The following is a 17,009-nucleotide window of genomic DNA, read 5'->3' on the forward strand; positions in this document are numbered from 1 at the left end:
ATCAACACTGACAACGACTGCAAGCCACTGGAGAAAGCCATGAATGCACCGCTACGCTTCCACCCGCGCAAGACCGATTCCTCCTATGCCGATCTGGTACAGGATGCGGTGGTGGATCCTTCGCTCTACACCGATCCGGCCATCTTCGAAGCGGAGATGGACAAGATCTTCTACAAGACCTGGATCTGGGTCGCCCATGAAAGCGAGATCAGGAACCCGGGCGACTTCAAGACTGCCCAGATCGGCCGTCAGCCGGTCATCGTAGTACGCGACAAGACCGGCAAGGTCAACGTGCTGGAAAACCGCTGCCGCCACCGCGGCGCCACCGTGTGCGAAAAGCACAAGGGCAATGCCACCGGTTTCACCTGTCCGTATCACAGCTGGTCCTATGGCCTGGATGGCAAGCTGCGCGGCCTGCCCTATCCGGAAGGCTATGAAGAGGTCATCGAAAAGGCCGACCTGCCCCTGCAGAGCCTGCGTGCGGAGAGCTACAACGGCATGATCTTCGCCTCCTTCAACCAGGAGATCGAACCGCTGTCGGACTTTCTCGGCCATGCCAAGAAATGGATCGACCTGTTCATGAAGCAAGGGGCCGGATTCCCCATCAAGGTCCAGGGCGAGCACAAGTTCAGCTTCAAGGGCAACTGGAAGATCCAGCTGGAAAACACCACTGACGGCTATCACTTCCCGGTGGTGCACAAGACCTTCCTGTCGTCGGTCGATGAAGAAACTTCCGAGATGCTCTCCTTCATGACCGATGACCAGTCCATCACCCGCTCGCTGGGCAATGGCCACAGCGTCATGATCATGGTGCCGGAACACGTGGACCTGGATGTGGACGATGGCAGCGAACAACTGCAGGAGCGCTTCGCCCACGTCACCGAAGAACTCTCCAGGACCATGCCGCCCGAACAGGTGCGCCGCATCGTGCGCTCGCTGCACGGCGCCGGCTTCAACCTGAACCTGTTCCCCAATGTGGCCATGTCGATGTCCTTCTTCCGGGTGCTGCATCCGGTGTCGGTGGGCGAGACACAGATCCGCCACGTGGCCCTGGGCATGGACGGCGGCCCCGAAATCGCCAACCGCGAACGCCTGCGCATCCACGAACACTTCCAGGGTCCGTTCGGCTTTGGCAGCCCCGATGACGCCGAAGCCTGGGAACGCGTACAGACCGGCTCCTACGCCGGTCGCAATGCGCCCATCCTGGTCAATCGCGGCCTGAACCGCGAATGGGTGGACGACAACGGCGACAAGGTGTCGCACTCGACCGATGAAACCGGCATGCGCGAAGCCTATGCCATGTGGAAAAAGATGATGGAGAAATGATCGATATGAACCAACAAGACACTCTGCAAGGCATCCCCGCGCCCATGGCGCGTGCCATCGCCTTCATCTGGAAGGAAGCTGAACTATTGGACCGAAAGGACTATGCCGCCTGGCAGTCCCTGTGGACCGAGGACGGTTACTACGTGGTGCCCATCGATCCCGAGACCACCGACTATGCGGCCACGCTGAACTACGCCTACGACAATGCCCACATGCGCAAGATCCGCATCGAACGCCTGACCTCGGGCCACGCGATGTCGGCCGTGGATGCGGCGGCGACCGTGCGCACGGTGTCGCGCTTCGTCCCGGTGCACCTGTCGGAGGAGCTGGTCGAAATCACCTCGGCCCAGGTGCTGGTGGGCTACAAGCGCCAGCAGCACACGATGTTCGTGGCCAACCTCACGCATCGCCTGCGCTTCACGCCCCAGGGTCCGAAGATCGAGCAGAAGGTGATCCGCCTCATCAACTCCATGGACAGCCTCAACGCGCTGGGCTTCCTGCTCTGAGCCTGCGCACCGCACTTTCGCACTTGAAATGAACCGACGAGTATTGGCCTCATGAAACTGATCGTAGACACCCTCACCGATGAAACCGGCGACATCCGTTCCTTCCGCCTGGTGCGCGCCGATGGCGCCCCGCTGCCAGCCTACGAGCCGGGGGCCCACATCGACGTCACCGGGCCGACCGGGATCATGCGCCAATACTCGCTGTGCGGCCCGCTGGAAGACCGCTGCGGCTATACCATCGCGGTCAAGCGTGAAGCGGCTTCGCGCGGCGGCTCGGCGGCCTTGCATGATGCCGTCAAGCCGGGCATGGAACTGGAAGTGGGTACGCCGCGCAACCTCTTCGCGCTCGACACCAGCGCACCGGAACATCTGCTCTTCGGTGCAGGCATCGGTGTGACCCCTCTGCTGGCGATGGCCTATCGCCTCTGGGCTGACCAGAAGCCCTTCACACTGCATTACTTCGTGCGGGCACGCGAGCATGCGGCCTTTGCCGATCTGCTGGACAATGCCCCCTTCGCCGCGCAGGTGCGTTTCCACTATGCGGTGATGCCGGCGCAGATGGCGCACTACCTCACGGCTTGCCTGGAAGCCGGCAGCAAGGAAGCCCACGTCTACACCTGTGGCCCGGCGCCCTTCATGGAGGCGGTGGTCAAGTGCGCAGCGGCCAGCCGCAGCGAAGAGGCGATCCACCTTGAACACTTCGCCGCACCGGCGGCCCCGGCCACTTCTGCCGAAGTCGGTGGTGATGCTGCCTTCGAAGTCAAGCTGGCCAGCTCGGGCAAGGTGGTGCAGATTCCGGTAGGTATTCCCATCGTCGATATCCTGGCGCGCGAGGGCATCGTCATCGATACCTCCTGCCGCGAAGGCATCTGCGGCACCTGCGTGGTACCGCTGCTGGAGGGCGAGCCGGATCATCGCGACAATTGCCTGTCCAGGAAGGAAAAGGCGGCCAATGACCAGATCTGCACCTGTGTCTCGCGGGCCAGGTCGGGGATGCTGGTGCTGGATCTTTGACGCACACACTGGCGTCTGTCCTGGTCAGAACGGTTTTTCGCACACTCTGCGCGCACACTGTTCTCAAATAGCCGGACGCAAAAGCATGAATGCCATTCAGCATTGTGCTGAATGGCATTCATCTTTGATGACGGGTAAAGAATTTACAGCGCCGTACGCTTGACCTTGTGGAACAGCCGGTTGAAGTAGATGAGGCTGTCCTTCTTCTCATTGACCTTGACCTCGGCCAGCTCCACGAACATCACCGAGTGCGTGCCCACCTCCTTGAACTCGCGGATGCGTCCCTGCAGCTTGACCAGCGCGTCGGCCAGCACCGGCTGCCCCAGTTCGCCGGGTTCTTCCCAGATATCCCAGCCGAAGCGCTCTTCCATCGGGACCTTGGTAGCACCGGAGAAGTGCATGGCCAGTTGTTCCAGCTCGTCGGAGAGCACGTTCACGCACAGGCGACCATTCTTCTTGAACACGTCGTGCATGGCACTGCCGCGATTGATGCAGACCAGGATCGTGGGCGGGGTATCGGTGACCGAACAGACCGCCGACGCAGTGATGCCGCAACGGCCTCCCTCGCCATCGGTGGTGATGATGGACACCGCCGCCGGCAGATGCGCCATGGCATTGCGAAATTCCAGTTGCTCGGGCGCAAGGGCGGCGCGGGCGATGGGTGCGGCGGTTTTTTCTTTCTGGATGGCGGTGCTGTGCATGGAATCTCCCTGTGATGCACGCCGATGAAGCACGGCGCTCGATGACAGCAGGTTAAGGCATGAGCATGGTGCAGACAATCCGGGCCACACGCCCGCCCCACAGGGGATTGCGGCAAAAGATCTAGGTAAAAATACCTAGACCATCGTCAGGAGGAGGGTTTTACAGTGGCGCTGATCCCAAGAATTTCAGGCCTGTTTTTTGCATAAGTCAAAGCGCAAGGATTTGATTTGTGCCGACCAGTCCATCAAGACATCGAGTGGGTCGGAAATAGTGCCGGTGCAAGCCGGCTCCATTTTGACGAGACGAGGAGTGCAGATGGAAACCAACCCGCCGGTGGTCTACATCGTCGACGATGACGAGGCCGTTCGGACCTCGCTGGCCTGGCTGCTGAGCTCGGTCAATATCCGGACCGAATGCTTCGAGGGTCCCGAGGCCTTTCTCAAGGCCTATGACGCCAACAGCCTGTCCTGCCTGATTCTGGATGTGCGCATGCCCGAGATCAGCGGCTTCCAGCTGCAGGATCGCCTCAAGGAAATCGGGGCCGACATCCCCGTGATCTTCGTCTCGGGGCATGGCGACATCCCCATGTCGGTGCGCGCCCTGCACAATGGCGCGGTCGACTTCCTGGAAAAGCCCTACAACTCGCAGCAGATGCTCGAACGCATCCAGATGACGCTCAAGCACGTGGCCGGCAACATGCAGGCGCGCGAGCGCCGCCAGCTACTGAAGGCGCGCCTGAAAACGCTCACGGCACGCGAGCGCGAGATCCTGGAGAAGGTCATCATGGGCCAGTCCAGCAAGCTCATCGCGCGCGACCTCAACATCAGCGTCAAGACGGTGGACGTGCATCGCGCCAGCGTCAAGGACAAGCTCGGCTGCCAGAGCACGGCAACGCTGGTGCGCGATGTGCTGATGGACTTCGGGCCTGAATTTCTCAGGGCGGCCTGATCGCTGCTGAACTGTCCTGATCTTCCCTCTTCCCTCGACCCTCTACCCTCTTTCCTGAGCCTGCATGACAAGGGCCGCAGCATGCTGCGGCCCTTGTCGATGTTTCCTGTTGCCTGCGATTGGCTTACGCGGCCTGCAAGGCAAAGAAAGCCACCGCCCGCTTCAGTTGCGCCGCCTGGTCTTCCAGCGACTTGGCCGCGGCCGCAGCCTGCTCCACCAGCGCCGCATTCTGCTGGGTCACGCCATCCATCTGGGCCACTGCCTGGTTGACCTGGTGGATGCCTTCGGCCTGTTCGCGGCTGGCGGTGCTGATGTCGCCCACCAGGGTATGCGCGCCCTTCACGCTGCCCACCACTTCCTGCATGGTCTTGCCCGCGCGCTCCACCAGGCCGCTGCCGGCATCGACCTTGGAGACCGAGTCATCGATCAACTGCTTGATCTCCTTGGCGGCCGAGGCCGAACGCTGCGCCAGCGCGCGCACTTCGGATGCCACCACGGCAAAGCCGCGTCCCTGTTCGCCTGCACGCGCCGCTTCCACGGCGGCATTGAGCGCGAGGATGTTGGTCTGGAAGGCGATGCCATCGATGACACCGATGATGTCGACGATCTTGCGCGACGACGTATTGATGTTGCCCATGGTATCGATGAGCTCCTGCATCACCTGCCCGCCCTGGCCGGCGATGGACGCAGCGGTCTTGACGAGGTCATTGGCCTGATGCGCGTTCTCGGAATTGGTACGCACGCTGGAGGTGAGCTGCTCGATGGAGGCGGCCGTTTCTTCCAGCGCACCGGCCTGCTCTTCGGTGCGCGCCGACAGGTCCAGGTTGCCATTGGCGATCTGCCCCGAGGCCACGGCGATGCTGTCGGCCCCCAGGCGCACCGTGGAGACCACGCCATGCAGTCGCTCGCTCATGCCTTGCAGCGAAGCTACCAGCTGGCCCAGTTCGTCGCGGCCCATGGGGGCGGCGCGCGAGGTCAGGTCACCGGCGGCCACGCGTTGCGAGATGGCCAGCGCCGCATGTACCGGCCGGGTGATGCTGCGTGTGAGCAGCAGCGCAAAGGCGATACCGCAGATCAGGATCACGACTTCCAGCGCGAAGATCTGCCATTGACTGCTGGCGGCATCGCGGGCGATGTCGGCGGAGATCTCATCGATGCGCGCCCGTTCGAAATCCAGCAAGGCGCGCATGGCGGCCTGGGTATGGTTGGCAATGCCCACGTATTGCTGCTGGTAGAGCTCCTCCACCTTGGCCGCATCGCCCAGCTTCTTGGCCGCATAGATCTGGTCGCGGATGGTGAGGAACTGCTTGCGCGCCACGTTGATGGTTGCGAAGAGTTTTTTCTCGTCCTCGCTGTTGAGCAGTTGCTCGACGCTCTTCAAGGTTTGCGCGGACTCTTTGCTGGAGGCGGCGGCTTCCTTGGCCAGGAAGGCTTCAAGCTCGGGATCATGGCTCTTGACCACGGTGGTGGTGCGCTGGATGGCGATGAGCAGCAAGGTATTCCATTGCGACACCAGCCGTTCCGTCTTCAGCGGCACATCCATCATCTCCTGCGTCTGGTAGGCCACCGTCTTGAGGCGCCAGATGCCCACCGCCGCAACCACCATGGAAAACACCAGCACCACGGCAAAGCCCGCCCCCAGACGCGAGCCGATACGTATGTTCTTGATCATGCTTCTTTCCATCCCAACCATGTTGACTATGGCGCCCCGAAAGACGGACTTTCCCTGACCGTCCGGCTTGCCCCCTGATGCGTACCAGCAAGACTGGTGCCAACCCCTTGGCCTTCCAGTGACCGCCGCCCTGCATGCGGTCGATTCTAGGAGTGCGCTGGCCTGGCGACCAGTTCAAAATGAAGAAACATGGTATGCCGAAACGGCAACGCAAGCCCGCAAACCCTTGCCAGGCAAGGATATCCCAAACTGGCCGGGTGGAAACATTATGAAATGTAAAACATTAATTTTTTTGGGCGCGGAGGGGATGCCGGGCGTTTCAGCCGCTGCCTTGTTGGCGTTCCATCAATAGTCCTGATCTTGCTTGGCCGCATGTCGGCCCAAAGTTGGGCACAATGACGCCTTGCCTCCCCGTTTCCGGATCCTTGCCGCACCATGACCACGCCGACCAGGCGCAAGCACCGCCACCGCGCTCATGGCGCAGGGCGGCGGCGTTCAGGCAGGTATTGAGGGGTGGCCGAGGCTGGCCAAGGGGGAAGGCGGACTCAGTTATCCTGATGCACCCAGTTGAAGCTCAAGGAGACGGGCTTTTCACCCACGCTGACCTTGCTGGTCTTCTTGACGCCGTTGTAGATGGCGGTGACCTGGTACTGTCCCGCTGGCAGCTTGAGGTTGGTCATGGGGCCGGCACTGGGCAGATGAAAGACGCTCTTGTCGTGATGATCGGTGATATCGAGCTTGACGTTGCTGACGTAGGCGCCATCCTTGGCTTCGGAAAACAGCAGGCGCAGGTTGTAGTCCTTGGCCGCCTCGCGCAGCTTGGCCTGCTCGCCGGCACCGATGCCGCCGTTCATGTAGGCGACCGTGCCCTGCATGTCCTGGGCGTAGGTCAATGGCGCAGCCATGCCGGCGAGGCCGAAGACGATGGCACTGATGGCGGTGATCTTGGTGATGTCCATGATGGCTCCTTGTCGTGGTTCAGGATGAAAGTGCTGCCGCTCCATGGCGCAGCGTCGGGGCCAGCCCACTGCTGAGCTGACCGTCGATGCTTTACTGTAGGTCGACAAAATTAAGCGATCCTTAACACGCCAAAAGATTCCAGGCGAGCCGCCATCTCGCCAGACAGCGACGTCAGCGCGCCGCCATGGTCTGTGGCTGACGCAGATCTTCTTCCAGCTGCGCCAGCCGCCGCGCATGCTCTTCGATCAGCGCCCGCTGCACGGACACTGCATCAGACAGTGCAGCCATCCGGGCAGTACAGTAGCTGGCCACTTCATCGGCCAGTTCCTCCAGCACGGCCAGTACACTTTGTCCGATCGCCTCATACAGTTTTTCGTAGGACGGCGGCAGATCCTCGGCCACGCGTTCATAGCCGCTTCCGGCAGGCAGAACCAATGCCACCGGTACCGGTGTCGGAAGCACATGGCTGTCCAGTACCGCGCGCGCGTGGCGTTCGAAGGCGTGCATCAGTTGCGCTTGCAGGCTGGCCAGTAGAGCGTCCACCTCATCGCTGGCGGCATGCTGCTCCAGCAGGGCCGGCAGACCCGGCATCACCTCGCGCCAGGCCAGTTGCACGATGCGTGCACGCCGGGCCGGCAGTGCATCCAGTTCATCCTGCACCAGCTGCTGCAAGCCCTGCAGCGCGGGCAGAGTCTGCGCTTGCAGGGGCGCCAGCACATCCTCCTGCAGATGATGCAGCAGGACCTCCGCCGGCTTGCGGTCGCGATAGGCCAGGGCAGGCGCCAGCAACTCGGCGAGCGCCGCATACAGGCGCTCGAAGCCGGCCCCCTGCATCGCCTGGGCATCGGCACCGGCGGTCCTGGCCACATGCGCGGAGACCGACACCGGCGTCTTCAACTGATGCACCGCCACGCCCAGCGATTGCAGCTTGTCGGCAGCGCGGGCGCGCACGTCGGCTTCCTGGTCGGCGCGGTTGGCGTCGGATTTGTTGCGCAGGATCTTGACGATCTGCCCGTCCACCTCATCCTCATCGATCACGTCGCTGCGCGTGAGCACCGGCAGCAGCGGCTTGCCACGGCGCAGTTCGCGCGCCAGTTCATCGAGCTCCTGGACTTGTCCTGGCGAAGTCGAACTGGTCAGCCACAGTACGGCATCGGCACTGTCGAGGAAACGCTGCGTCAGCGCCGCATTCTCGTCGGTGGCCGAGTGCAGGCCGGGGGTGTCGAGCAGTACCAGGCCCTGGCCCAGGCAAACGCCCTGCAGGCGTGCCGTGGTTTCGGTGGCGCCTTCAGGGAAAGGAACTTCACTCTCCACCAATAGCCCGCCCTGCAGATGGAAATACTGCACCGTCTGGTGGCGCTGGCCGAAGCGCTGCGCGAGAAAGTTGCATAGCGAGCTTTTACCGGCATTGAACTTGCCGAACACCAGCAGCATGAGCTTGCCCTCGAAGCGCTGGGCCAGCGCGCGTGCGGGGGCGAGCGCAATCCATTGTTCTTCACGGCGGCGTGCCTGTCGTATCCGGTCTTCCTGCAAGGCGGCGATGCGGCGCGCCATGGGGCAGACAGACTGCAAGCCGCCGCCGGGCAGCGCCGCTTGCGCCAGTGCCTGGCCCAGCGCGGCCAGCCAGTCGCGCAGCGCCGCCAGCAGCGGCTGCAGGTCGGCCTCGCCCTGGCCGGTGCGGCCGATGGCATCGATGAAACGCTGTTCTTCGCGGCTCATGCGCCCTCCCCGTCTTGCAGCCGCGCCAGGGCCTGTCGCGCGCGGGCGTGCGCGTGCAGATCGGACTGGCTGTTGGCGATCTGCTGCTGCAGGGCCTGGCGATCTTCGGACAGTTCGTAGTAATGCAGGAAGGATTGCGCAAGTTGCGCCTGCCCTGCCGGTTCGCAGAAACGGCGGCGCAGGTCGGCCCGGTATTTGATGGAGATGCCCAGCACGGCCACCATCACCGTATCCAGACTGGCCACCGAGGTCTGCTGACTGGCCGGCAGACCTTCCACGCCATGCTGGATCAGGTGCGCACGAATGGCGATGCAGGCGCGGGAATAGGCGACATGGATGCGCGCCCGTTCACGCTTGCCTGCGGTGAGCTTGAATTCGTCGGCGGCGGTATCGGGCACCAGGGCAGGATCATCCCCTTGAAATTCGACGACAGGCAGCAGGTCCTGATGCACTTTTTCCAGCACAGCCTGCAGTCCCTGTTCGAAATCCTGGCGTTGTTGTTGCTGGCGCTGGCGCAGTGTCTGCAGCCCGCTCTCCAGCGCAGCCTGCTGCTGCAGCAGCTGCTGGCCGATCTCCGTGAAGAGCAAGCTGCGTTCATGTTGGCGAGCGCCCGGGACCTGCTCCACCACCTCCCGCAGCAGTGCCTGCAGTGCAGGGATGCCGCTACGTTGCAGCAGCAGGGATTTTCCGCCTTCCACGCCGCTGCGATGGCGTGTCGAGGATACCGGATGCAGGGTGAGCCCCGGCGCCTGCGCAACAATGGCGGCGCTGACCTTGGCCAGTTGGTCTTCGTCGCTCATCTGGTCCACTTGCGTGAGCACGAACAGGGTCTGTCGCCGCGTGCGCTGCTGGTCCGCGCGCAGAGCCTGCAACAGCTGACGTTCGGCCGCATCGAGTTCGCCCTCCTTGGCCGCATGCACGAACAGACGCACGTCGGCCTGCAGCCAGGTGGCTTCCTGGGCGTGGTTGTCATCCTGCAGGGCGACATCGGCATCCAGTCCCGGTGCATCCAGCCAGCGCAGTTCGGCATGATGATGCTCGGACAGCGTGACCGTCTCGCGCCGGTCGGCCACGGCAAAGACGTCGCGCCCCATCAGTTCGTTGAGCAGTCGGCTCTTGCCGTGGTTGTACTTGCCGACCACCGTCACGGTCGGCGCAGCGTGAACGTGCGCCAGCACGCGCAGGCGCGCCAGGTCATGCGCGCGGCCCGGCGCCACGGCCAGCACCTCGCGGGCCAGCGGGTCGAAGACATCATGCGGCGATTTCATCGGGGTCTCCTTGTGTTCATTTTTTCTGTGTGGGGCGGCCGATCAGCCAGTGCGCAGCCATGCCGATGACCACGCCCCAGAAGGCCGCACCCAGTCCGAACAGGGTCATGCCGGACGCGGTAGCGAGGAAGGTGATGACGGCGGGCTCGGCGTGGATGCCGTCCTCGCTCATCAGGCGGATGTTGGACACGATGGCGCCGATCAGTGCCAGCCCGGCCAGGGCTGCGATCAGTTCCTTGGGGAAGGCGGCAAAGAGCGTCACGATGGATGCTGCGAAGGTGCCGCCGATGAGATAGAAGACGCCGTTGGCGATGCCGGCCACGTAGCGTCTGCCGGGCTCGGGATGGGCATCCTTGCCGGTACAGAGCGCCGCCGTGATGGCGGCCAGCACGATGGTGATGCCGCCGAAGCAGGCCGTCACCAGCGAGGCCAGCGCGGTCCCGGTGACCACGGCGCGCGTGGGCGGATGGTAGCCCGCCAGTTGCAGCACCGCCATGCCCGGCAGGAACTGGCCGGTCAGGCTCACCAGCACGAGCGGCACCGTCAGGCTGAAGAACACGCCCACGCTGAAGTGCGGGGCGATGAAGACGGGCCGCGCCAGTTCCAGGTGCAACACGCCGAGTTCGGTCCTGCCGCTGGCGAAGGCCACCGCAAAACCGGTCAACGCCACCACCACGATGCCGTAGCGCGGCCACCAGCGGCGTCCCGCGAGATAGGCGCCCAGCATGGCCGAAACCATCAGCGGGGCATTGGTGCTGGAGCGAAAGGCCTGTACCCCGAACTGGAACAGGATGCCGGCCATCATGCCGGCGGCGATGCCCTTGGGGATGACGGCGAGGATTTTTTCAAAGTAGCCGGTCACGCCGATGACGATCAGGATCACGGCGGCCATCAGGTAGGCGCCGACTACTTCCGGCATGCCGATGGCGGGAAACAGACTCAGCAAGAGCGCCGTGCCCGGGGCCGACCAGGCCGTGATGATGGGCATCTTGAACCACCAGCTGAGCAGCAACCCGCTCACGCCCGCCCCCATGGAAATCCCCCACACCCAGGACACCAGTTGCGCCTGCGGCACCTGGCCGGCATGGGCGGCCTGCACGAAGATCACCAGCGGGCCGGCATAGGAGATCAGTACTGCCAGAAACCCCGCCACCCAGGCGGTGAGCGAGCCTTGTCGTTGAACCATTGAAGCTTCCTTGCAGAGGCAACCGCACCAGCGTACAAAAGGGAAAAGGTCCGGCGCCCGATGGAGCGATGCTCCGGGGCGCCGAACCGGCTTGAATGACTAGCTTAAACGCTGCGCGAGATCGTGGCAGCCGACACGGTCGATGTCGCCTCGGCCGCCACGGCGCGCTGCCCGTGACGATAGCGCAGCAGGAAGATGCCGAAGGCCAGCGCCGCCACCAGGCCGGGAATCGCAAAGACCAGGAAATTCATGCTCAGCGGCAGCGCCGCCGCCATCAGTGCGCCCCCCAGCAAGGGGCCGACGATGGCACCCGAGCGACCCACACCGGAAGCCCAGCCCAGACCGGTGGAACGGATCGCCAGCGGATAGAACTGGGCGGTATTGGCATACAACAGGATCTGGGTACCGATGGTGGTCGCGCCCGCCACGATGATGAGCAGGTACAGCACCGGCGTGGGGCTGTTGAACCCCAGCAGGGCGATGGCGACGGTGCCGACCGCGAAGAAGCTCACCACCACCTTGGGCAGGGTGAAGCGGTCACCCAGCCAGCCGCCGCCGATGGCGCCGACCACGCCACCGAAGTTGAGCGCCAGCAGGAAGGACAGCGACGAACCCAGGCTGTAACCGGCGCTGGCCATGAGCTTGGGCAGCCAGGAGCCGAGTGCATAGACCATCAGCAGGCAGCAGAAGAAGGCGATCCAGATCATCAGCGTGCCCACGGTGCGGTCCTGCTTGAAGAGCTCCAGCATCGGTGCGCCAGAGGGCTTGGCCTCCCCTTGCACCAGTTGTACATCGGCACCAGGCGCGGCGTGCGGCGCCACCTGCGCCAGCATGGCGCGCGCCTGCTCCTGCTTGCCGGCACGCAGCAGGAAGCCGACCGATTCCGGCAGCTTCCACAGGATCAGCGGCAGCAGCACCAGCGGCACGGCCGCAGCGAAGAACATCGATTGCCAGCCGAAACGGGGCAGCATCCAGATGCCCAGGCCCGCACACAACACGCCACCCAGCGAATAGCCGCTGAACATGATGGCCACCAGGGTGCTGCGCAGGCGCTTGGGGGCGTATTCATTCATCAGGGCCACGGCATTGGGCATCAGACCGCCGCAACCCAGCCCGGCCAGGAAGCGGAAGATGCCGAACTCGTTGGGCGAACTGGCAAAGCCGCTGGCGAAGGTGGAAAGGCTGAAGAGCACGAAGCTGATCGCCACGCCCTTCTTGCGGCCGATGCGGTCGGCCAGGGGGCCGAAGATGAAGGCACCGAACATCATGCCGAACAGTGCATAGCTGCCCAATGCACCTGCCTGCACGGGTGACAAGGTCCACTCTTTCATCAATACCGGCAGCACGGCGCCGTAGATGAACAGGTCATAACCGTCGAACACCAGCAGCAATGCGCACAGGCACATCACCATCCAGTGGAATTGCGTGAAACGCGCGCCATCGATGATCTGGCTCACTTCCTGGGTTTTCATGGGGTCTCCTCCGTTGTCGTTTGTCTTGCGGGATTGGCGTTGTTTTGTGTTGTCATGCCCAGCATTTTTCTTGCCGTGGTCCGGTACGAGTCAGGCAGTTCCCTTCTTGCGCAGATGCGCCACCGCCTTGATCTCGATGAGGTAGCCGGGACCACCACCCAGCATGTGGGCACCGGTCGCCGTCCAGGCAGGCAGCGGATAGCTTCTCAGGTACTGGTTGCGGACCTTGATGAACAAGGGCAGGTCGCGCATGTCGGTATGGAAGGTGGAGAGGTCGACGATGTCGTCCAGGGTGCCGCCGGCGGTTTCCACCACCCGTTTCAGATTCTCGAAAGCCTGCACGATCTGGGCTTCGCGCGGCTCCACCAGCTGCATGTCGGGACCGCGTCCGATCTGGCCGGAAACGTAGAGCACATCGCCGACCAATACGCCGGGTGCATAACCGATTTTTTCGTAGACGTCTTCCATTCCCTTGGGAATGATGGCCTGGCGTTCAGACATGGTTTCTCCGTTTCAGTGTAGAGGGGCAAGCGGCTCAGCCGTTGTCACCACCGGCCACCGGCAGCACCGCCCCGGTGATATAGCTGGCCTCATCGGAGGCCATGAAGAGGATGGGCGCGACCTGCTCCTGCAACGTGGCGTAGCGCTTGAAGAAGGTAGAATCGGTGACCTGCTGCACGGCCTGCTGCATCCACGCCTGTTCCTGCACGCTGTCGCCTTCCGCATTGCGCGGTACGCGGCGCGGCGGTGCTTGCGTGCCACCGGGCGCGGTCGCCACCACGCGGATGCCCTGTTCACCGTATTCCATCGCCAGTGCCATGGTCATGGCATTCACACCGCCCTTGGCCGCCGAATAGGGTACCCGGCGTATGCCGCGCGTGGCATTGGAAGAGACATTGACGATGGTGCCCCGCCCCTGCCGCAGCATGTGCGGCAGCACGGCATGGCAGCCGTAGAGGGTGGGCATGAGCGAGCGGCGGATCTCGGCATCGATCTGGGCGGCCTCGAATTCGGCAAAGGGCCGCATGCGGATGGCACCACCCACGCCGTTGACCAGCAGGTCGATGCGACCATGCAGCTGGATCGCACGCGCCATCGCGGCCTGTGCGCCGGCATAGGTTTCGAGGTCGGCGACCCAGCCGGTAGCCCGTCCGTCCGGTGCCTGCATCGCAACGTCATGGATGAAGTCGGCCCGGTCCACCATCACGACCTGGCCGCCTTCAGCGGCGATGCCCATGGCCACGCCCTGCAGGATGCCTTGGGCCGCGCCGGTGACGACGGCCACCTTGCCCGCGAAGCGTCCACGCGTGAGCGCTGCGCTCATGCCGCCACCGCCACCGGCTGGCTGGTGACGAACTTCTCGTAATGGAAGCTGGCCGGGGCGATGCCCTGCGACTGGAAGTGCTTCTGCACCGCCTCCACCATCGGCGGCGGACCGCACAGATAGACATCGACCTGGCCGTCATGCAGAACCTCGGCAGGCATGTGCTGGGTCACGTAGCCCTGGCGCGGATGCGTGGTCGCGACATCGGCCACACAGGTGGTGAAACTGAACCCGGGCAAACGCTTGGCCAGGTCTTCAAGACGATCCACCAATACCAGGTCCTGGTCGCGCGTGACGCCATAGATCAGGTGTACCGGGTGCTGCCCACCCCGCTGCACCATCTCTTCGAGCATCGACAGGAACGGCGCCAGTCCGGTACCACCGGCCAGCATCAGCACGGGCTTGTTGACCGGACGCAGGTAGAAGCTGCCCAGCGGGCCGGTCATCTCCAGTGCGTCACCGGTGCCGGCCTTGTTCAGCCAACCGCTCATCAGACCGCCCGGCACGTTCTTGATGAGAAAGCTCATGCGCGTAGCACCGGAAGGCGAACTGAAGGAATACGAGCGATGCTGGCCACTGCCCGGCACGGCGATATTGACGTATTGCCCCGGCAGGAAAGCCGGCGCGTCAGCCGCCACCTCCAGCACCAGTTCGAAGGCGGCCTCACCGAAGGCGCTGACCTCGGCCACCTTGCCAGCGAATTTCGCGCTGCCGGTCTTGCAGGCGGTCGAGGCCACCGGCACGGCGACCACGCAATCGGATTGCGGGATCATCTGGCAGGTCAGCACCAGTCCCTGCTCGGCTTCATCGCTGCTGAGGGCGTCGTCGATGTAGTCGTCGCCCAGGTCATACTGTCCGCTCTCGGCGCGGCACTTGCAGGTGCCGCACACGCCGTCGGAGCAATCCATGGGCAGGTTGATGCGTTGGCGGAACGCCGCGTCCAGGACTTTTTCCTTGGCGCCGCATTGGATGATGCGGGTCACCCCGTCTTCGAAGTTGAGGGCGATGCGATAGCTGCTCATGTCGTGTCTCCTGCGCTCTGGTCAGACGTGATAGACGTCGATGACCTGGCGGATGTAGTCGTTCTTCAGGGCGATCTTCTTGCGCGCGATCCGCAGGCCATCCTCGGTCTTGCGCAAGCTCACCAGGGTGGTGCCGAAGAACTGGTCGGTGATCTTGTAGCGGTGCGACAGCGTATGGAAGTTGTAGCGCACCTCCAGCGCGTCATCGGTCTCCTCCAGGATCTCCACGTTGGCGATCATGTGGCTGGTACGCGGCTCCGGCATGGAGGCGCTGGAACGCTCGGTCTTGATGCGGAAGACGCGGTCTTCCAGACCATCGCGATTGGCGTAATACATCAGCGAGATCTCGCGCTGCGGATCTTCGGTGAGCTGGTCGTCATCGTCCCAGGCCGGCATCCAGTATTCGACGTCCGCGGCGTACAGTTCCAGCCAGGATTCCCACTGGCGTTCGTCGAGATAGCGCGCCTCGCGATAGAGGAAGGCGCAGACGGCATCGAGTCGGGTCGGCTGGCTCATGCTTGTTCTCCTTGCCCTGCGGCTGCGCGTTCCTTGCTGACGGCCTTGCGCATCTGCTCGGTCCAGTAGTGGTGCTGGCAGACGAAGAGACCTTCGTCTTCGCTGCGCTCGCCGCTCAGTTTGGGGTTCATGCCCATCTTCTTCGCATTTTCGTCCGGGCCCTGCTTCCACAGCGGCGCACCCCGGCTCATGTCGTTGTAGCGCACGGCCGAACCGGCATAGCCGGCCTGGCAGGCGCGGAACTCTTCCAGGTCGTCGGCGGTACCCATGCCGGAGACATTGAAGAAATCCTCATACTGGCGAATCCGCACGCGGCGGTCTTCATCGCTCTCGCCCTTGGGGCCGAAGCAGAAGATGCTGATCTCGGTCTGGTTCACGCTGATCGGACGGGCCACGCGGATCTGCGTACCGAACTGGTCCATCAGGAACACGTTGGGATACAGGCACAGGTTGCGCGTCTGTGCCACGATGGTATCGGCGCGCGCCTGTCCCACGCGGGCGGCCAGTTCTTCGCGCTGGTTCCAGATCGGGCGCACTTCCGGGTTCAGGGTATTGGTCCACAGCAGGATGTGACCGTTCTCGAAACCATATACCCCGGCCACCGCCTTGCTCCAGTTGTTGGCGTCGGTGGCCTTGGTGCCGCCTTCCTTGCGGCGGCTCATGGTGGCGGCGTAGTTCCAGTGCACCGAGCTGACATGGTAACCATCGCAACCATTTTCCATCTGCATCTTCCAGTTGCCGTCATAGAGGTAGCTGGAATTGCCGCGCAGGACTTCCAGGCCGTTGGGGGCCTGATCGACGATCTGGTCGATGATGACGCGGGTCTCGCCCAGGTACTCTTCCAGCGGCAGCACGTCCTCCGACAGACTGCCGAAGAGGAAGCCGCGATAGTTCTGGAAGCGCGCCACGCGGGTCAGGTCATGCGAGCCGTTCTTGTTGAAGGAGACCGGATATTCGGTGGTCTTCTCGTCCTTGACCTTCAACAGCTTGCCGCTGTTGGAGAAAGTCCAGCCATGGAAGGGGCAGGTGAAGCTGCTCTTGTTGCCATGCTTGCGACGGCACAGCATGGCCCCCTTGTGGGCGCAGGCATTGATGACGGCATGCAGTTCGCCGTTCTTGTCGCGGGTGACGACCACCGGCTGGCGGCCGATCCAGGTGCTGTAGTAATCGTTGATCTCGGGGACCTGGCTCTCATGGGCCAGGTAGACCCAGTTCGATTCGAACAGGTGCTTCATCTCCAGCTCGAACAGGTCGGCATTGGTGAAGATGTCGCGGCGGCAGCGGAAGATGCCGTTGGTGGCGTCTTCGTCCAGGGCGGTGTCGAGCAGGCGTTCGACCTCTTCGTACTTGTCGGCGGCGGCAAGGGTGGTCATG

General features: G+C 63.3%; 16 protein-coding genes. 4 read left to right on the plus strand and 12 right to left on the minus strand.

Annotated elements, in window-relative coordinates; genetic code table 11:
- Positions 1-39 precede the first annotated feature (39 nt).
- From ACODSZ_RS01470 to ACODSZ_RS01480, 3 genes are read left to right on the plus strand one after another with little or no spacing between them, the layout of a single operon-like run.
- Positions 40-1,326 carry an aromatic ring-hydroxylating oxygenase subunit alpha gene (locus ACODSZ_RS01470; protein ID WP_008326714.1) on the plus strand — a complete coding sequence of 429 codons (1,287 nt, stop codon included), beginning with the start codon at positions 40-42 and terminating at the stop codon, positions 1,324-1,326.
- 5 nt (positions 1,327-1,331) lie between these two features.
- Positions 1,332-1,832 carry an aromatic-ring-hydroxylating dioxygenase subunit beta gene (locus ACODSZ_RS01475; protein WP_034349976.1) on the plus strand — a complete coding sequence of 167 codons (501 nt, stop codon included), beginning with the start codon at positions 1,332-1,334 and terminating at the stop codon, positions 1,830-1,832.
- Between the two features lie 51 nt (positions 1,833-1,883).
- Positions 1,884-2,846 (plus strand): PDR/VanB family oxidoreductase, encoded by a 963-nt coding sequence (locus ACODSZ_RS01480; protein ID WP_008326711.1) that lies wholly within the window; start codon positions 1,884-1,886, stop codon positions 2,844-2,846.
- 143 nt (positions 2,847-2,989) lie between these two features.
- Here the strand turns inward: ACODSZ_RS01480 and hpaC are convergent, their stop codons facing one another.
- Positions 2,990-3,547 (minus strand): 4-hydroxyphenylacetate 3-monooxygenase, reductase component, encoded by a 558-nt coding sequence (hpaC, locus tag ACODSZ_RS01485; protein ID WP_175344071.1) that lies wholly within the window; start codon positions 3,545-3,547, stop codon positions 2,990-2,992.
- A gap of 316 nt (positions 3,548-3,863) precedes the next feature.
- Here hpaC and ACODSZ_RS01490 point away from each other — a divergent pair, with 316 nt between their 5' ends.
- On the plus strand, positions 3,864-4,496 hold the full coding sequence (locus ACODSZ_RS01490) for a response regulator transcription factor (protein ID WP_008326707.1): 633 nt from the start codon (positions 3,864-3,866) through the stop codon (positions 4,494-4,496).
- A gap of 124 nt (positions 4,497-4,620) precedes the next feature.
- Here the strand turns inward: ACODSZ_RS01490 and ACODSZ_RS01495 are convergent, their stop codons facing one another.
- The 11 genes from ACODSZ_RS01495 to ACODSZ_RS01545 all read right to left on the minus strand — a co-directional run bounded on the left by ACODSZ_RS01495 (position 4,621) and on the right by ACODSZ_RS01545 (position 17,008).
- Complete coding sequence (locus ACODSZ_RS01495; RefSeq protein ID WP_488926885.1) at positions 4,621-6,168, minus strand: methyl-accepting chemotaxis protein; 1,548 nt, start codon at positions 6,166-6,168, stop codon at positions 4,621-4,623.
- A 545-nt stretch (positions 6,169-6,713) separates the two neighbouring features.
- Positions 6,714-7,127 carry a hypothetical protein gene (locus ACODSZ_RS01500; RefSeq protein ID WP_175344073.1) on the minus strand — a complete coding sequence of 138 codons (414 nt, stop codon included), beginning with the start codon at positions 7,125-7,127 and terminating at the stop codon, positions 6,714-6,716.
- Positions 7,128-7,299: 172 nt separating this feature from the next.
- Complete coding sequence (locus ACODSZ_RS01505; protein ID WP_488926886.1) at positions 7,300-8,847, minus strand: dynamin family protein; 1,548 nt, start codon at positions 8,845-8,847, stop codon at positions 7,300-7,302.
- Positions 8,844-10,115 (minus strand): GTPase, encoded by a 1,272-nt coding sequence (locus tag ACODSZ_RS01510; protein WP_488926887.1) that lies wholly within the window; start codon positions 10,113-10,115, stop codon positions 8,844-8,846. Before ACODSZ_RS01510 ends, ACODSZ_RS01505 begins: the two co-directional genes overlap by 4 nt.
- Positions 10,116-10,131: 16 nt before the next feature.
- Positions 10,132-11,301 carry a benzoate/H(+) symporter BenE family transporter gene (locus ACODSZ_RS01515; RefSeq protein ID WP_488926888.1) on the minus strand — a complete coding sequence of 390 codons (1,170 nt, stop codon included), beginning with the start codon at positions 11,299-11,301 and terminating at the stop codon, positions 10,132-10,134.
- A gap of 104 nt (positions 11,302-11,405) precedes the next feature.
- A complete protein-coding gene (locus tag ACODSZ_RS01520; protein ID WP_008326697.1) occupies positions 11,406-12,773 on the minus strand; it encodes an MFS transporter in 1,368 nt (455 codons plus the stop codon).
- Between the two features lie 90 nt (positions 12,774-12,863).
- Positions 12,864-13,274, minus strand: coding sequence for a RidA family protein (locus ACODSZ_RS01525; protein ID WP_175344077.1), 411 nt, complete (start codon positions 13,272-13,274; stop codon positions 12,864-12,866).
- A 34-nt stretch (positions 13,275-13,308) separates the two neighbouring features.
- The gene (gene benD / locus ACODSZ_RS01530) at positions 13,309-14,097 is read right to left on the minus strand and encodes a benzoate diol dehydrogenase BenD (RefSeq protein WP_008326695.1); all 789 of its coding nucleotides are present in this window, start codon (positions 14,095-14,097) and stop codon (positions 13,309-13,311) included.
- Positions 14,094-15,119 carry a benzoate 1,2-dioxygenase electron transfer component BenC gene (gene benC, locus ACODSZ_RS01535; protein WP_488926889.1) on the minus strand — a complete coding sequence of 342 codons (1,026 nt, stop codon included), beginning with the start codon at positions 15,117-15,119 and terminating at the stop codon, positions 14,094-14,096. The genes benD and benC overlap by 4 nt, the downstream gene beginning before the upstream one ends.
- A 21-nt stretch (positions 15,120-15,140) precedes the next feature.
- The gene (benB, locus tag ACODSZ_RS01540) at positions 15,141-15,635 is read right to left on the minus strand and encodes a benzoate 1,2-dioxygenase small subunit (RefSeq protein WP_488926890.1); all 495 of its coding nucleotides are present in this window, start codon (positions 15,633-15,635) and stop codon (positions 15,141-15,143) included.
- Positions 15,632-17,008: a Rieske 2Fe-2S domain-containing protein gene (locus tag ACODSZ_RS01545; protein ID WP_488926891.1), complete on the minus strand. Its 1,377-nt coding sequence runs from the start codon at positions 17,006-17,008 to the stop codon at positions 15,632-15,634. The genes benB and ACODSZ_RS01545 overlap by 4 nt, the downstream gene beginning before the upstream one ends.
- Position 17,009 lies beyond the last annotated feature (1 nt).

It is taken from the genome of Herbaspirillum sp. FG34 (assembly GCF_057809315.1).

What these genes read in the sequence shown, in the direction of transcription:
- ACODSZ_RS01470 (WP_008326714.1), top strand. Translation starts at nt 40, where the DNA reads ATGAATGCACCGCTACGCTTCCACCCGCGCAAGACCGATTCCTCCTAT.
- ACODSZ_RS01475 (WP_034349976.1), top strand. Translation starts at nt 1,332, where the DNA reads ATGAACCAACAAGACACTCTGCAAGGCATCCCCGCGCCCATGGCGCGT.
- ACODSZ_RS01480 (WP_008326711.1), top strand. Translation starts at nt 1,884, where the DNA reads ATGAAACTGATCGTAGACACCCTCACCGATGAAACCGGCGACATCCGT.
- hpaC (WP_175344071.1), bottom strand. Translation starts at nt 3,547, where the DNA reads ATGCACAGCACCGCCATCCAGAAAGAAAAAACCGCCGCACCCATCGCC.
- ACODSZ_RS01490 (WP_008326707.1), top strand. Translation starts at nt 3,864, where the DNA reads ATGGAAACCAACCCGCCGGTGGTCTACATCGTCGACGATGACGAGGCC.
- ACODSZ_RS01495 (WP_488926885.1), bottom strand. Translation starts at nt 6,168, where the DNA reads ATGATCAAGAACATACGTATCGGCTCGCGTCTGGGGGCGGGCTTTGCC.
- ACODSZ_RS01500 (WP_175344073.1), bottom strand. Translation starts at nt 7,127, where the DNA reads ATGGACATCACCAAGATCACCGCCATCAGTGCCATCGTCTTCGGCCTC.
- ACODSZ_RS01505 (WP_488926886.1), bottom strand. Translation starts at nt 8,847, where the DNA reads ATGAGCCGCGAAGAACAGCGTTTCATCGATGCCATCGGCCGCACCGGC.
- ACODSZ_RS01510 (WP_488926887.1), bottom strand. Translation starts at nt 10,115, where the DNA reads ATGAAATCGCCGCATGATGTCTTCGACCCGCTGGCCCGCGAGGTGCTG.
- ACODSZ_RS01515 (WP_488926888.1), bottom strand. Translation starts at nt 11,301, where the DNA reads ATGGTTCAACGACAAGGCTCGCTCACCGCCTGGGTGGCGGGGTTTCTG.
- ACODSZ_RS01520 (WP_008326697.1), bottom strand. Translation starts at nt 12,773, where the DNA reads ATGAAAACCCAGGAAGTGAGCCAGATCATCGATGGCGCGCGTTTCACG.
- ACODSZ_RS01525 (WP_175344077.1), bottom strand. Translation starts at nt 13,274, where the DNA reads ATGTCTGAACGCCAGGCCATCATTCCCAAGGGAATGGAAGACGTCTAC.
- benD (WP_008326695.1), bottom strand. Translation starts at nt 14,097, where the DNA reads ATGAGCGCAGCGCTCACGCGTGGACGCTTCGCGGGCAAGGTGGCCGTC.
- benC (WP_488926889.1), bottom strand. Translation starts at nt 15,119, where the DNA reads ATGAGCAGCTATCGCATCGCCCTCAACTTCGAAGACGGGGTGACCCGC.
- benB (WP_488926890.1), bottom strand. Translation starts at nt 15,635, where the DNA reads ATGAGCCAGCCGACCCGACTCGATGCCGTCTGCGCCTTCCTCTATCGC.
- ACODSZ_RS01545 (WP_488926891.1), bottom strand. Translation starts at nt 17,008, where the DNA reads ATGACCACCCTTGCCGCCGCCGACAAGTACGAAGAGGTCGAACGCCTG.